Origin of the sequence: Clostridium collagenovorans DSM 3089 (genome assembly GCF_900130005.1) — a bacterium.
Classification (GTDB): domain Bacteria; phylum Bacillota; class Clostridia; order Clostridiales; family Clostridiaceae; genus Clostridium_D; species Clostridium_D collagenovorans.
Genome location: NZ_FQXP01000010.1, coordinates 80,939 through 95,444 on the forward strand (window position 1 = coordinate 80,939; position 14,506 = coordinate 95,444).

Annotated in this window: 16 protein-coding genes; 8 read left to right on the forward strand and 8 right to left on the reverse strand. The window is 27.4% G+C overall.

What is annotated here, in order from left to right; all coding sequences use genetic code 11:
- Window positions 1–157: 157 nt before the first annotated feature.
- Window positions 158–784, forward strand: a complete 627-nt coding sequence (locus BUA48_RS12275) for a DUF1847 domain-containing protein (RefSeq protein WP_072832363.1) — start codon at window positions 158–160, stop codon at window positions 782–784.
- A 371-nt stretch (window positions 785–1,155) separates the two neighbouring features.
- Here BUA48_RS12275 and BUA48_RS12280 read toward each other — a convergent pair whose 3' ends face one another.
- The 4 genes from BUA48_RS12280 to BUA48_RS12295 form a co-directional block, all read right to left on the reverse strand.
- A complete protein-coding gene (locus BUA48_RS12280) occupies window positions 1,156–1,683 on the reverse strand; it encodes a hypothetical protein (RefSeq protein ID WP_072832364.1) in 528 nt (175 codons plus the stop codon).
- 135 nt (window positions 1,684–1,818) lie between these two features.
- Window positions 1,819–2,556 carry a J domain-containing protein gene (locus tag BUA48_RS12285; RefSeq protein ID WP_072832365.1) on the reverse strand — a complete coding sequence of 246 codons (738 nt, stop codon included), beginning with the start codon at window positions 2,554–2,556 and terminating at the stop codon, window positions 1,819–1,821.
- Window positions 2,540–3,418, reverse strand: coding sequence for a DUF5685 family protein (locus BUA48_RS12290; protein WP_072832366.1), 879 nt, complete (start codon window positions 3,416–3,418; stop codon window positions 2,540–2,542). The genes BUA48_RS12285 and BUA48_RS12290 overlap by 17 nt, the downstream gene beginning before the upstream one ends.
- Window positions 3,418–3,966 carry a class IV adenylate cyclase gene (locus BUA48_RS12295; protein ID WP_072832367.1) on the reverse strand — a complete coding sequence of 183 codons (549 nt, stop codon included), beginning with the start codon at window positions 3,964–3,966 and terminating at the stop codon, window positions 3,418–3,420. The genes BUA48_RS12290 and BUA48_RS12295 overlap by 1 nt, the downstream gene beginning before the upstream one ends.
- A 369-nt stretch (window positions 3,967–4,335) precedes the next feature.
- Between BUA48_RS12295 and BUA48_RS12300 the strand changes: the two genes are divergently transcribed.
- A complete protein-coding gene (locus BUA48_RS12300; RefSeq protein WP_072832368.1) occupies window positions 4,336–5,373 on the forward strand; it encodes a nucleoid-associated protein in 1,038 nt (345 codons plus the stop codon).
- A 117-nt stretch (window positions 5,374–5,490) separates the two neighbouring features.
- Here the strand turns inward: BUA48_RS12300 and fba are convergent, their stop codons facing one another.
- The 3 genes from fba to BUA48_RS12315 form a co-directional block, all read right to left on the reverse strand.
- Window positions 5,491–6,435 carry a class II fructose-1,6-bisphosphate aldolase gene (gene fba / locus BUA48_RS12305; RefSeq protein ID WP_072832369.1) on the reverse strand — a complete coding sequence of 315 codons (945 nt, stop codon included), beginning with the start codon at window positions 6,433–6,435 and terminating at the stop codon, window positions 5,491–5,493.
- Between the two features lie 397 nt (window positions 6,436–6,832).
- Complete coding sequence (locus tag BUA48_RS12310) at window positions 6,833–7,213, reverse strand: DUF4363 family protein (protein ID WP_072832370.1); 381 nt, start codon at window positions 7,211–7,213, stop codon at window positions 6,833–6,835.
- A 21-nt stretch (window positions 7,214–7,234) separates the two neighbouring features.
- On the reverse strand, window positions 7,235–7,903 hold the full coding sequence (locus BUA48_RS12315; protein WP_072832371.1) for a YetF domain-containing protein: 669 nt from the start codon (window positions 7,901–7,903) through the stop codon (window positions 7,235–7,237).
- A 220-nt stretch (window positions 7,904–8,123) separates the two neighbouring features.
- Between BUA48_RS12315 and BUA48_RS12320 the strand changes: the two genes are divergently transcribed.
- Both BUA48_RS12320 and sdaAA read left to right on the forward strand, forming a co-directional pair.
- Window positions 8,124–9,782, forward strand: a complete 1,659-nt coding sequence (locus BUA48_RS12320; RefSeq protein ID WP_072832372.1) for a nucleoside kinase — start codon at window positions 8,124–8,126, stop codon at window positions 9,780–9,782.
- A gap of 223 nt (window positions 9,783–10,005) precedes the next feature.
- Complete coding sequence (sdaAA, locus tag BUA48_RS12325) at window positions 10,006–10,896, forward strand: L-serine ammonia-lyase, iron-sulfur-dependent, subunit alpha (protein WP_423231113.1); 891 nt, start codon at window positions 10,006–10,008, stop codon at window positions 10,894–10,896.
- Between the two features lie 162 nt (window positions 10,897–11,058).
- Here the strand turns inward: sdaAA and BUA48_RS12330 are convergent, their stop codons facing one another.
- Entirely contained in the window at window positions 11,059–11,766 is a 708-nt protein-coding gene (locus BUA48_RS12330) for a hypothetical protein (protein ID WP_072832373.1), read from the reverse strand.
- Window positions 11,767–12,070: 304 nt separating this feature from the next.
- On the opposite strand from BUA48_RS12330, the gene rbr reads away from it, so the two are divergent.
- From rbr to BUA48_RS12350, 4 genes are all read left to right on the forward strand, one after another.
- Complete coding sequence (rbr, locus tag BUA48_RS12335; protein ID WP_242944348.1) at window positions 12,071–12,625, forward strand: rubrerythrin; 555 nt, start codon at window positions 12,071–12,073, stop codon at window positions 12,623–12,625.
- Between the two features lies 1 nt (window position 12,626).
- Complete coding sequence (locus BUA48_RS15300) at window positions 12,627–12,980, forward strand: hypothetical protein (RefSeq protein WP_084666305.1); 354 nt, start codon at window positions 12,627–12,629, stop codon at window positions 12,978–12,980.
- On the forward strand, window positions 12,980–13,966 hold the full coding sequence (cax, locus tag BUA48_RS12345) for a calcium/proton exchanger (protein ID WP_072832376.1): 987 nt from the start codon (window positions 12,980–12,982) through the stop codon (window positions 13,964–13,966). Before BUA48_RS15300 ends, cax begins: the two co-directional genes overlap by 1 nt.
- Before the next feature lie 131 nt (window positions 13,967–14,097).
- Entirely contained in the window at window positions 14,098–14,424 is a 327-nt protein-coding gene (locus BUA48_RS12350; protein WP_084666307.1) for a hypothetical protein, read from the forward strand.
- Window positions 14,425–14,506: the final 82 nt, after the last annotated feature.

The following is a 14,506-nucleotide window of genomic DNA, read 5'->3' on the forward strand; positions in this document are numbered from 1 at the left end:
AATACATACTTTCTAATTTATTTTTTGTGGTGTACAATATAATGGTTAAGAAATCTCTGTTTATGCTTAAGGGCTAATAATTAAGTCAATAATATAAAATAGTGATTTCTAACTTGCTTAATTGAGAGTATAGAATAAATTACTTGGAGGATTATTTATGTTTAAATGTTCAATATGTAAATTAAAAGGATGCTACACAGGTGAAAAAGATAAGTTACCAAAAGTTTGTCCTACTAGAATGGAAGAAAAGCAAGAGAGAATTTTAGCTTTATATGAGGAAGAGGAAAATAAAAAAATAGCTTATAATGCAGCTGTAGTAGAAGCCAAGGGGTACTGTGTAAAGACTAGGTTAGAAGAAACTATAGAATTCTTTAAGAAGTGTGGATTTAAAAAAATAGGGTTAGCATTTTGTGTAGGTTTAGGAAAAGAAGCAGAAAAGTTAACTGAGGTTTTAAAATTTCATGATTTCGAGGTTGTTTCAGTTATATGTAAAAATGGAGCTATCCCTAAAAGTGCAATTGGATTGAAACCAGATGAACAAGTTAATCCGGATAAAGAAGAAATAATGTGTAATCCAATAGGGCAAGCAATGTTCTTAAATGAAAATAAAACAGAGTATAATATATTGCTTGGACTTTGTGTGGGACATGATTCATTAGTTATAAAGTACTCTGAAGCGCCAATAACTGTTTTTGCTGTAAAGGATAGAGTCTTAGCTCATAATCCATTAGCATGTATATATAATGCAGATGGATATTATAAAAACAAGTTATTTAAAAAGTAATTTATAGTGTTTTAAAAAAGTGATTTTATTATAAGTAGTTAGATGTAAATACATAAGCTTTTTAGTATAAAGATGTAGATATAAATTAAATAGGATATTTGTTTTTTAGAATTAAGCTTATCTTTATTGAGAAGCATAAAATAATCTTATGGATAGTTATAGAACTAAAAATATAGGATAAAGGATAGTTGGAGTAATTGGAGCAGCTATCCTTTATCCTATATTAAGGTAAATAAAGATATAATTTTCTTTATAGTATTATAAATATGTTTTGATAAATTTTTAGTTTAGCATAACTAAAAAGAATTTTAAAATACCTATATAAAACTTCATAGTTAAGGGTAATAAACTAAATTATAATTTAAAAATAATTATTTCATTTTCCTTAGTTTAGGTAAAATATTCTTATTAGAATATGCAACAAATAATGTCATTATATAGTCAAAGGCTAAGAATCCAACTTGAGCTAATATAATTAATAAGTAAATTGGAAGTACTGAGCTTACAAGCTTTGTGAATAAGGTTGTATAAATAAAGTACATTATACCAAAGGAAAGGTTAAAAAATAAAAACTTCAGTATAAGTTCAATCACTGGTTTATTTATCTTCTCTACAAAATACTTAACAACTCCATATAAGCCAAAGAAAAACCCATAGAACATAACTATTGATTTGTCTGGTATTAAGAAAAATGCTATACATGTAACAGCTAAATAAATTATAATTCCAGTACTTATATTGGTTAACATTACTCCAAGAGGTATAAGACATGAAGCAATACCTAAGAAGAATATAGTATTTACAGGAATAATAGTACTAAGGTAAAGTGAAACAATGCTTAGTGCAGTTAAAATAGCACCATAAGCCATTAAGGAAGCAGAATTTTTTGAATTAGTCATATAAAATAAGGAACCTCCTTTTTAAGTAAATATATTAAAATATATATTTACAATTAGTAATTAATAAGTAGTAATTAATATTAAGGACTTTTAAGATTATACTTAAAAGTCCTTAATTATTAAAAATAAAATTTATTAGCAACAACTGATTAAATCGCCACCCATACATTCACAGATTGTATCTGCACACCATAATTGAGTACAGCAGTCACACATATCAGCATCTCTGCTATTACGATTATAGTAGTTATTTCTATAGTTGTTATTTTGCATTGTAAGTTGATTAAATGTATTTCTATATTCTAAGTTATTAGGGTTCATATTATAAGCTGTTGTTATATATGTTTTAGCATTATCATACCAACCTTTTCTTAAGAATATAAGGCCCATTAAATAATTCCATTCAGCATCTCTAGTAGGCATATTATTTAATTTTTGTTGAGCAGCATTTAAATTATTACTGTTTATATCAGTTCTTATAGCTTGATAATTTACACCACCATAAGAGCCGTTAAACCCTTGATTTTTATTGTTTTGATAATTATTATTGTATCCATTAGAATTTCCAGTATAATTACCTTGTTTATAACCTGCATTTTGGTTATAGTTAGAGTTTTGTTGACCATATCCAGATTTCTGTTGATTATAACCAGAGTTTTGGTTATAAGAGCTATTTTGATTATCAGAAAGATGTTTCATAAGATAATCATAAGCTTCATTGATTTCAGCCATTTTATCTTCAGCTAAATCTCTTAAAGGATTATTATCATATTGATCAGGATGATATTGTTTAGCTAATTTTTTATAGGCAGCTCTAACTTCATCCTTAGAAGAGCCTTTTCTTATTTCAAGAACCTCATATGGATCTCTCATTACTTTCACTCCTTTTAAATACTTTATCTATTTTTTGCATAAGACCAAAATGTAGAATATTATCTAATATATCTATATTTTTTATAAGTGGTAAGTTTTTTAAGCACTGAAAGGCTGCATTACCACAACTTATTAAAGAAAACTCAATTCTTTGTTCCACAATAGAGGAAAACTCTTTAAAAGCAAGTTTATTTTTATTTAAACTTGAATTAATAGCATTAAATTTAGACTTTTCCATATCCTTTTCTAAATCATCATAGGCGTCTATAATATATATCCATTTTCCAAGATTATATCCAAGCCAGTAAAGCTCTTGTTCAAAGGTTTCACCTTTATAATAAGAACTTATTAAAAAGCCAGTTAAATCAGCAAAGGGATGTGAAAGTTCATCAAGACTTAAATTATCGGGTGAGCTTTCAAGCTTTTGTAATTCAAAAAGCTTTTCTTTTACTCCGCACTTAATAAAGTCTAAATCTTTATCACTTTTTGTTATATATTTATCTAGGACCTTTGAACCAATTTTACTTTTTAAATCCCTATCATCTTGCACATCATCTAATAGTTTATAATATGCTAATAGAACATTACAAAATGCACTATAATTAAGAGCTTCATTATTAATTATAGTTAATTTTTTGTTTAAGGGATGAACCATGCAAATTTCTTTGTGAAAGGTATTTTTACTTTCAGAAAATGAATCAAGCAAAATAGCTAAAAAGGTCATGTCAAAATTAAGGGCAAATCTAGGGATATTACCAAAGTTACGCTTTATAGCTTTGCAAAGTCCACAATAATATGCCTTGAATTTTTCATAGTCTTTAACTTTAAGCTCCATTTTACATGGAGTAACATATCCAAACATTATAGTCCTTTCAGAACGCCTTTATCTTCAAGCAGTTCATATATTGTTTTTGAAGTTGTATCTTTTAAAGAATAACCTAAAAGTTCAACAACTTCTTTTAATTCTTCCTCGTCAGAAGTTTCAATTTCAATGTATGGGAAAGGACAGAATTTTGGGTCATTTATATCTATTTCTATTAAAGTATTTTTATATTTATAACTTTCCCTATATTTTCTTATACTTTGAACTAAAGTTAGTCCTAAAGCATAAAAAATGTTTTTGCCTTCCTCTGAATCTTGTATTATTGTTTCATTTTCTTCCATAACTTTATAAATTTCTTGGCTTATAAGTTTCTTTACAGTCATATAATAAATATTTTTATTATTAATCATGTCCTCAACTTCTCTTATCCTAGCATATCCATTTTTCCTTAATAGGCAACCGTCTTTAAAGTCAAAAATATTATTTATTTGATTTTCCTTTTTTACTAGGGTTGCATTTAATGAAGTAAGTTTATTCCTTATATCATCTATATCAATATCAATGATTCGAGTCTCTAATTCTTTCATTTTTATTATATCCTCCTAATCAAATTAAATCTTAGTAAGATATTATTAGTTATTTACTATAGTTTAATTTATGTATTATTAAAGAAATTAAAGTTATGTTGTAAAATATAAAATGTCTTTAATATATAGCTTAAATAAAATAAGATATAAATTAAGACTTATTTATATTATAGTAATTATGTATATTAAATCAATAATATAACCACATTATTTAAATATATCAAATAAATATTATATCATATAGTTTAAGATATTTTTTAGATTCACAAAATAATTGTATCATATAATTAAGTCAATGAAAATTGATTTTACATATAAAGTAATATATCATTAATATATGAGATTTGAAAAGAGAGAAGGAGAGTCAGTGTGGAATATATAAAAGAACTTAATATAATTGAAGGGGTAATCCATGTATTGGATAATTCCTCTGATGAACCATTATTAAATCAATTTGCTTTAGAATTAAATGAAGAAATATATGCTTTTTTGCTTAAACACATTCAAAAGTGTTTAAACGACGAAGAGTTAAGATATGCTGTATTCACAGAAGGTAGAAATATAGTTAAAGAAGTAGTTTATGAATATTTAAGTGGACATAGTAATCTTTTAGATGCATCTAAGGAACTAGCAAGACAAATGTTTATGATTATGAAGTCAAAAGGAAGTATACCTTCTTGTGATTTAGTTACAGTTTCTATATCTACAGAATATGGTCCTATGCTTGCAATTTTTAAAATGGATTATGTAAAGAATTATATACATAATATAGAGTTTGTTGATAACAAGTTAGGAATTAATATAATACCTCAATTAACGGGGCTTCCAAGTAGTGGGCAGAAGATACAAAAGTGTGCTATTATTAAGACTTTCAAGCCGGAGAATGATTTTGACTTAATGGTATTAGATAAGCAAAAGAAAAGTAAAGAAAATGAAGAGTATGGAGCTAATTATTTTATAGATAATTACTTAGGTTGCGAAATTATAAGTAATGAAAGAGATATGACAAAGGGGTTTTTACAAGCAACAGAACAATGGACTAGAAATAATTTAGCTGATAATGCTGATAAAGCTGAAAAGATTAGGAGAATTGCAAAGCAAAAATTACAAGAAGAAGATAATATTGATATAAAGGATTTTGCTCAAGAGGTTTTTGGTGAAAATGAAGAAGTAACAAAGGATTTCTTAGAGTTTACTGAAATAAGTGGAGTAACTGAAAAAGTAGACATAGATAAGGAATGGGTAGATAAAAAGCTTAAAAGAGTAAGATTAAAAATTGATGGAGATATAGATTTATATTTAAGCAATGAAGCATATCACGATTTTGAAAGGTTTGAGATTAAAAGAAATGGTGATGGAAGTATAAATATAATACTTAAGCACATTAGAAATTATATAGAAAAATAATATAAGGGCTGTTGCAATAATAAATTTAAACATGACATATTGTATTTAAAATTAATTTTAAATACAATATGTCATGAGATTTATACTTATTGCTACAGCCCTTTAACTTTTTTAAAATTAAAGTGTATTTTCAGAACCTAATACATCAGAAATTTTATCTTCTACTAATTTAGTGATATTTTCTCTAGCAAAACCTAAGTATTTTCTTGGGTCGAATACTTCTGGAGAATCACCAAATATTTTTCTTATTGAACCTGTCATAGCTAATCTTATATCTGTATCCATATTTATTTTACATACAGCCATAGAAGAAGCTTTTCTTAACATTTCAGTAGGTACACCCTTGGCACCTTTCATAGCACCACCATAATTATTACACATTTCAACATATACTGGATCAACAGCAGAAGCACCGTGTAAAACTATTGGGAAGTTATGAATTCCTTCAGCTTCTAATTTTTCAGTTATTTTTTCTAATCTATCGAAGTCTAATTTAGCTTCGCCAGCAAATTTATAAGCACCGTGACTTGTACCTATAGCTATAGCTAAAGAGTCAACACCAGTTCTTTTTATAAATTCTACTGCTTCATCAGGATCAGTATAAGTAGCATCAGCACTCTTAACTTTAACCTCATCTTCAACACCAGCAAGTTTACCAAGTTCAGCTTCAACTACAACTCCTCTAGCGTGAGCGTATTCAACAACTTGTTTAGTAACCTCTATATTTTTTTCAAAGTCAAAATGAGATCCATCTATCATTACAGATGTGAAACCAGCATCTATACAAGTTTTGCAAGTTTCGAAGTCAGCACCGTGATCTAAGTGAAGTGCTATATCAATTCCAGTGTCGCAGATAGCTGCTTCTACTAATTTTACAAGGTAAGGAATTTTCATATATTTCATTGCGCTTGAAGATACTTGTAATATAACAGGAGATTTTTTAGCTTTTGAACCATCTGCAATAGCTTGAACGATTTCCATATTATTAATATTAAAAGCACCTATAGCGTATCCGCCTTTATAAGCTTTTTCAAACATATCCTTAGTTGTTACTAATGCCATAATAATACCACCTTTCACTCGTTGGAACGAATTTATCCCGCTGGGACATTTCTAATATACTTATATTATAAGATAAATTTGAGTATATTTCTAGAATTTTATTTAAAAGTATCGAAAAATTAATAATTTTACAACTAATATAACTAATAATTTTATCGATTTTTATTTATATATATTTTGCAAAAATAAGATTATCTTAATAATGTATCTTAGAACAAATTTAACTTTTATAAGAATTATATAAAGATAATAAGAATATATTTAATGCAATAGTATATATAGATACACAATAAGTAAAAAGAGTTATACTAAATAGCCTTTTTAAAAATAGTGCTATACTAATTATAATATATTATAATTTTTAATTAAAGTAATAGAACAAAAAAATATAAAAAATTTAAAGAAGATTTTCTAAAGTGAACTTTTGAAAGTCTTCTATATGCTTAATTCTATGTTTAACTACATTAATAAGTGCCATGCTATCTGTAAGATCCTGCGTTTTAATGCATTGAGAGCAATTAATTATATCATCGCTTATAATATCTAATTCTATATCATTGGTATAAACTGATAAGAATTTAGAATAGTACTCCCATTTCTCAGATAAATTTATGGATTCTAAAAAGGCAGCACTCCATTCCTCAGCATCAACTAAATGTTCTATATCAGTAGAAAGCTCATTTAATTCCTTGCAAATGGATTTGCAATGCAGACTGCAAAAAAATATTAATATAGCCATAGCCAAAAAAAGCATTGTAGATGTTATAATATTTTTCAAATTCATCGCCTCTTTCTATAATTATTTAGTTTGACAATAAAAGTCACCATTGCTATCTAAGATAGCTAAATACACGTCCTTAGGTTTAGTCACATTATTTCTTTTTAGTTGACCGGCTAACCATTCTAAATCTTTATTTATAAGATTTAAATTAAAGGTATTTATTTTTCCGTCTAATATTAATGTTATTGGCAATGAATCTTGGGTTGTAGGAATTTTTAAATCTTCCTTTGTGGCGAAGGTTAAATTAGTTTTAGGAATAATTGATAACTGTCCACTAGTTTCTAAAATTGCATATTCAATTTCCTTTATGTTATAAAAGTTTTTTAATCTTAATTCTTCTAATAAATCATTTATATTTATACGTTCTTCCTTCAAAGCATCCATATCTATTCTTCCGTGTTCAATAATTATTGTAGGTTTTCCACTCAAGAGTTCTCTTGCTTTTTCGCTCTTTAGTTGAGCTGTAGATGAGAGAATTTGAAGTATAACCAACACAATCATAGGAATAGCACTGAAAGCTAGGGGAATTCTGTTATCTTGCATAGGCATAGCTGCTAAGTCTGAAATCATAACAGTAATTACGATTTCGAAGGGTTGTAATTGTCCAATTTGACGTTTTCCCATTAACCTTATTACAACTAATGCCATAAAATATAAAATAACAGTTCTAACTATTAAAATAGTCATCTTCATCACCGCCCATATTTTATAAATTTATGTATTTTAATATAACCTAAAATATAATTTATATAAGTGTTTATATAAATTTTACTAGGGAATAGTAGAAAATATTTATTATTATCGGTTTAATTAATTTGTCTATTAAGATAATATAGAAATATAGGGATTGAGAATTCTTAAATTATGAAAAACTTAGGGTGGTGACAGAAAGGACAGGAGGTAGCAAATGTTTAAAATTAAGTTAAAAAATCATAATTCTTTAGAAATGAATGTGGGATCAATATTAAATGATATTTTAATAGAGAGTAAATTAAATGATACAGTAGAATTACCAATTATACTTGGAGAAATTAATGATGATATTTTAGAATTAAGTGAAAAAGTAGAGTGTAGTGGAGAATTTAAACCTATAGATATAAGTTATGATATAGGAAAAAGAGCATATATAAGAACCTTACTATTTGTATTAATAAAAGCTACTTTAGATATATTTCCAAAGGCACGCATAACAATAGAGCATTCAATAAGTAAAGGTATATTTGGTGAGATAAAAAAGGATATTACCTTAAGTGCTGATGATTTAAATGCAATAAAGAATAGAATGAAGACAATTATAGAGGAAGATATAATTATAGAGAAATTAGAAGTATCTACAAAAGAGGCTATTGAAATATTTTCACAATATAATATGCTTGATAAAGTAAAATTACTTGAAAGTTTAAAAATAGATAGGGTAAAATTATATAGGTTAGATGGAAGATATGATTACTTTTATGGGCCAATGGCATATTCATCGGGAGTACTAAAATCATTTGATTTAATAAAATATGAATCAGGATTTTTACTTAGATATCCAACGGATGGTAAAAGTTTAAATATTCCTAAATTGAACCACTATCCAAAGTTAAATAGGATTTTTAAAGAAGCAGAAGAATGGGGAAATATAATGGAGATTCCAGATGTAGGTTCTCTAAATAAACTAGTAGAAGAAAGTAAAATTGCAGATATGATTAGGGTAAATGAGGGGTTGCAAGAAAAGAAAATTGCATATATAGCTGATAAAATTTGTAGTAATAAGGATGTGCAACTAGTATTCATAGCTGGTCCTTCATCTTCAGGCAAAACTACATTTACTAAAAGATTGGCAATACAGTTAATGGCAAATGGAAAGAAACCAGTTCAAATTTCTATGGATAACTATTTTGTAGATAGAGAAGTTACACCTTTAGACGAAAATGGTCAAAGAGATTTTGAATCTATTTATGCCATAGATATAGAGTTATTTAATAATCAATTAACTCAATTGATTAAGGGTGAGAATATAGAAATGCCAACTTATGATTTTATTTTAGGAACAAGAGTTTGGAAGGGAGAAACACTGCAGTTAGAGAAGAATGGAATAATTCTTATAGAAGGAATTCATGGATTAAATGAATGTTTAAGCAAAGATATATCTCAAAATCAAAAGTTTAAAATATATATAAGTTGTTTAACACAATTGAATATAGATGATCATAATAGAATTTCTACTACAGATGTGAGAACTGTAAGAAGAATAGTAAGAGACAGTATAACTAGAGGATATAATGCGGAAAGAACTTTAACTATGTGGCCTTCTGTTAGAAGAGGAGAAGAAAAGAATATTTTTGTATTCCAAGAAGAAGCAGATGTCATGTTTAACTCTAATTTAATATATGAACTTTGCGTTTTAAAGAAATATGCTTTAAAGGAGTTGGACATAATAACAAAAGAAAGTCCTGTATATTATGAAGCTAAAAGATTAAAGAGTTTTTTACACTTCTTTGAAGATGTAGATGAAAAGTTAGTACCTGATGATTCTTTATTAAGAGAATTCATAGGTGGAAGTTATTTCTATGAAGATTAAATTTTCAACAAAATACAACAAAAAATGTTTTTAAAAATATAAAAAAGAAGGTATAATGTAATTGGATTAGAAAAAGATTTACGAGAATTTAATATATTATTATATATTTCGCATAAAAATGATTTAAAAAGTCGAAATATAATATTTAGTGATAATATTTTAAATGAAATCTATTTTAGGTTTATTTAAGTAAACTAAAGAGGCGAAGGGAGAAATATAGGTTATGATATTCGCAAATAAAGGAAAAGAGTTAGTTGAAATATGTAATAGAGAAAATATCTCAATAGCAGAATATTGTATAAGATATGAGATGGAAAATTCTGATTTAAGTAGAGAAGAAGTTATAGAAGCTATGAAGAAGAATTTAGATGTAATGAAGGATTCTGCAAACTTTGCTATAAACAACGATGTTAAATCAGTAAGTGGATTAATTGGTGGAGATGCTAAAAAAATTAAAAAGTATGCGGATAATAATAAAAGCTTAAGCGGAGAAGTTATGATTAAAGCTATGGCTCGTGCTTCTTCAAGTTCAGAAGTTAATGCAGCTATGGGAAGAATAGTAGCTGCACCAACAGCTGGTTCTTGTGGTATTTTACCTTCAGTAATCATAACTGCTGGTGAGCAATTAAACTCATCAGATGAGGAAATGGTAAAAGGGTTATTTACAGCGGCAGGTGTAGGAAATATAATTGCACAAAATGCTACTTTAGCTGGAGCAGCTGGAGGATGTCAGGCTGAGTGTGGTTCAGCAGCTGCAATGGGAGCAGCGGCTGCAGTTGAAATGATGGGTGGTACACCAGATATGGCCTTACATGCAGCTTCAATAGTATTTAAAAATATATTAGGATTAGTATGCGATCCAATAGCTGGTTTAGTTGAAGTTCCTTGTGCTAAGAGAAATATAGCAGGAGCTGTAAGTGCTTTAACTACTGCAGATTTAGCTATGGCAGGTGTTAAGAGTGTAATTCCTTTTGACGAAGTTGTAGATGCTATGTATAGAGTTGGAAAACAACTTCCAAGTGAATTAAGAGAAACTGCAAAGGGTGGTTTAGCAATTACACCTACAGGTTTAAAGTTAGAAGAACAAATTATGGGAAGAAAATGTGGTAAATAATGGGGTTTTATTTAATAACACACTATAATTAAATAGTTAAAGAGAACAAAGAAGAAGGTTACTTTAAAATAATATTTTAAAGTAACCTTCTATATTTTAATAATCAGTGTGATAATAATTGCTTAGAACTCTATTTATTTATACATAAAAAGATGGTGAAATTTACTTTATTTTTATAAATGACAATAAATCTTTTATTTTTGATGAATCAAAATTTTTTAAATTTAATTTTGATAAATCAATTTTTGATAAATCAACTTTATCTTCTAGTCCTTTTAAAAGAGTAGTAGTGTCTGCACCTTCACAGTTTATTAATAAAAGTAAAAGTAAAATCCATATCCATGAGCATGTGTTATTATCAGGATCAGGTGTTGGATTATTAATATCAAGATTTAAAAATAGTGCTAAAAAAATGAAGATAAAACTAAAATCAAAAGAAATAGATATATTATTATTAGCTACATCGTTGAAATTAGTAGCTGGATTGCCTATATTCTCTAATACGGATAATATTTGAGAAGTTTCATTTTCATTACTTACCTGACCTTGCCCTTGACCTTGCCCTTGACCTTGTTCATTGTCAGAAAATTGCCCTTGACCTTGCCCTTGTCCTTGACCTTGTTCATTGTTAGATAATTGTCCTTGTCCTTGTCCTTGTCCTTGTCCTTGATGTGATTCTAAAATTGCAGCTTGAACTTGTTTTAATTCTTGAAGTTGAAGATTTAAATCATTTTGGATTTGAAGTTGTTCGTTTAACTGTTGATTTATTTGTTGTTGAATTTGTTTTAATTCAGCAACAACCTCTAATAAACCATAATACATATTTCCTATATTGTAATAGCACATTTCACCATGTTTATTTTCGCTCATTAATGTCATCTCCTAAAATTTTTATAAGAAGGTTAACTTCTTAATAATATACTATTCATATATAGATAATAAGTTACAAGAAAAACAAAAAAACGACTTTGAGCTATTTAAAAATAATAGAAATTAATCTTATTAAGTAAAAATATAGTTTAAAAAGTAAAAATATGGCTTAAAAAGTAAAAAAATAATAAAATGTATTATTAAGTATAAATATGAAGTTATTAATGATATTAAATAAAAAGAGTTAAGTAACAGAAATCAACCTATGGAATAAAATGTTAGTGTAAAAATAATTTTGGAGGAAATGATGAACTTAAAACTTAAGGATTCACAAACACTAAAAAATTTACTAAAGACTTTTACAGGGGAGTCAAGGGCTAGAAATAAGTATACATTATATGCTGAAGTAGCGAGAAAAGAAGGATATGAGGATATAGCTGCTATTTTTAAGGAAACAGCTCATAATGAACTTGCACATGCTAGAGAGGTATTTAATAAGTATTTAAAGATAAATGGAACTACTTTAGAAAATTTAAAAGATGCTGCAGCGGGAGAAAGTGCAGAGTATAAAAAGATTTATAAGGAGTTTGAAGAGGTAGCAAGACAAGAAGGGTTTAATGAAATAGCTGATTTTTATAAGGAATTAAGAGAAGTTGAAGAAAATCATGAAGAGAGATTTTCAGATTTAGCAGATAAAATGGAAAAGGGAATGATTTTTAAAAGTGATAACCCTATAAAATGGCAGTGTATGAATTGTGGATATATACATGAGGGAAAAGAAGCTCCTTTAGTATGTCCATTATGTAAATATCCTATTTCATATTTTAAGCCATATCGTACAGTATGTAGGGGTGAGTAGTATGTTTATAAGATATCCAGAGTCATTACTAGAAGAGTTATATAGAAGTCCAGAGAAGAAGAAGTGTAAATCTTCAGAATACTATGAAGAGGATTTTGTTATAGAAGAAAAGCACCATAAAGATAAAACTTATATAAAAGAAGAATTCAAAGAAAAGAAATACGATAAGGAAGAATGTACAAGTAAAAAGCACGATAAAAAGATTATAGAAGCAAAGAAAGATGATAAAAAGAAAGAATGTACTAAGGATAATAAAAAGAAAGCTATGGATAAAAATACAAGTAGTAAAATAGAAATAAATGAACTTTTAGATATTATAGACGAAGAATTCATTAAAGAGGCAACTAAAAAATAATGTCTAATATATTTCAAGTAGCGCTATATTCTTTTTGCATGATTCCTCTTGCTTTTTTTCTAGGAAAAAATACTGAAAAAATATCAGATTATATTGGTGAAAAACAAGGTGGATTGTTAAGTGCTACCATAGGGAATTTACCGGAGTTGATTATGGGGCTTTGGTCTTTGAAATATGGAATGATTGCTATGGCGAAGGCTTCTGTCATAGGAAGTATATTATGTAATATGCTTTTAGGTGTGGGAATAGCTGTAATCTATGGTGGAATAAAATATGGTGAACAAAACTTTAATAAGAATATAGCAAGAACTAATTTCCAAATGCTTGTATTATCCTTAAGCGCTATGATTGTGTTAGCAACTCTAGATGTATATGATAAGCTTTCAGTAAATATAAGTAAGAGTATATGCTTAGAAGTATCTATTGTATTGATGGTTATTTATATATTAGGTCTAATATTTTCCCTATTCACTCATAAGAGAATTTTTGAAACCTCAGAGGAGATAAAAAGTAAAAAAGAAAAGGACAAAGATTTTATATATATAGTAATAAAGTTAATTGTCTTAACTATTTTATTGAATTTTATCGCTGAAAAATTAGTATTCAATTTAAATATTTTTAGCGAGACTTATAATATTTCTGAAGAGTTTTTAGGAATAGTTTTAATACCATTATTAGGAAATATGGGTGAAATAGCATCATCTATAATTAGTGCTGCTAATAATAAAATAAATCTAAGTATAGAGACGTCGATAGGGTCTTGTATACAGATGTCTATGTTTGTGTTACCTATAATGATAATTGCTGCTTCAGTTATGGGAATAGGCATGAATATGATTTATTCAGGATTTGAAGTAATTATGACGGTAATTGCTGTAATAATGTCTTATATAGTGTTTCAGGATGGTAAGACTTATTGGTTTGAGGGTGCTATTTTATTGAGTATATATATAATAATAACTTTAGCATATTACTATATTGCTTAGTAAACCTTAAAATTTCTTTGAGAAATTTTAAGGAATAATTAAAATGAGAAGTATTATCTTATGGATATAAGGTAATATTTCTCTATTTTTTTAATATAATATTTATGATAACGGTCAAAGGAAGTGATAAGTTGACGTATAGAAAAGTTATTGAAACTTGTTATTGTGATATAAATAATTTAAGTGACTTACTTGGAAAACTTGTTGGTTCATATACTGCATTGGTTGGAGCTGCTGGTGAGTTAAATAAAATTGCATTGAGTAGCAAAAGTGAGATTAATAGAACTTTAGATAGAGTAGAAGATCTAGGGTATGTTATAGACGAAGCAATAAAAGCTCTAGATTGTAGTGTATGTAATTATGGGACTTATTGCAAGGTTAAATCTGGAACTATGAAACCTCATATAGTAGAAAAGCATGTGTCAACTGAAATTCATAGAGATTTTATTTCAGAGTAGAAATAAAAAATATCTTTTAAATTAATTTGCTTAATCTTATATTTTTTTGTTTTATGGATAAAATAAATTTGAGGTGATGCAA

Coding starts and splice junctions, on each gene's coding strand:
- BUA48_RS12275 (WP_072832363.1), top strand. CDS start 158: ATGTTTAAATGTTCAATATGTAAATTAAAAGGATGCTACACAGGTGAA.
- BUA48_RS12280 (WP_072832364.1), bottom strand. CDS start 1,683: ATGACTAATTCAAAAAATTCTGCTTCCTTAATGGCTTATGGTGCTATT.
- BUA48_RS12285 (WP_072832365.1), bottom strand. CDS start 2,556: ATGAGAGATCCATATGAGGTTCTTGAAATAAGAAAAGGCTCTTCTAAG.
- BUA48_RS12290 (WP_072832366.1), bottom strand. CDS start 3,418: ATGTTTGGATATGTTACTCCATGTAAAATGGAGCTTAAAGTTAAAGAC.
- BUA48_RS12295 (WP_072832367.1), bottom strand. CDS start 3,966: ATGAAAGAATTAGAGACTCGAATCATTGATATTGATATAGATGATATA.
- fba (WP_072832369.1), bottom strand. CDS start 6,435: ATGGCATTAGTAACAACTAAGGATATGTTTGAAAAAGCTTATAAAGGC.
- BUA48_RS12315 (WP_072832371.1), bottom strand. CDS start 7,903: ATGACTATTTTAATAGTTAGAACTGTTATTTTATATTTTATGGCATTA.
- BUA48_RS12320 (WP_072832372.1), top strand. CDS start 8,124: ATGTTTAAAATTAAGTTAAAAAATCATAATTCTTTAGAAATGAATGTG.
- sdaAA (WP_423231113.1), top strand. CDS start 10,006: ATGATATTCGCAAATAAAGGAAAAGAGTTAGTTGAAATATGTAATAGA.
- BUA48_RS12330 (WP_072832373.1), bottom strand. CDS start 11,766: ATGAGCGAAAATAAACATGGTGAAATGTGCTATTACAATATAGGAAAT.
- rbr (WP_242944348.1), top strand. CDS start 12,071: ATGATGAACTTAAAACTTAAGGATTCACAAACACTAAAAAATTTACTA.
- BUA48_RS15300 (WP_084666305.1), top strand. CDS start 12,627: ATGTTTATAAGATATCCAGAGTCATTACTAGAAGAGTTATATAGAAGT.
- cax (WP_072832376.1), top strand. CDS start 12,980: ATGTCTAATATATTTCAAGTAGCGCTATATTCTTTTTGCATGATTCCT.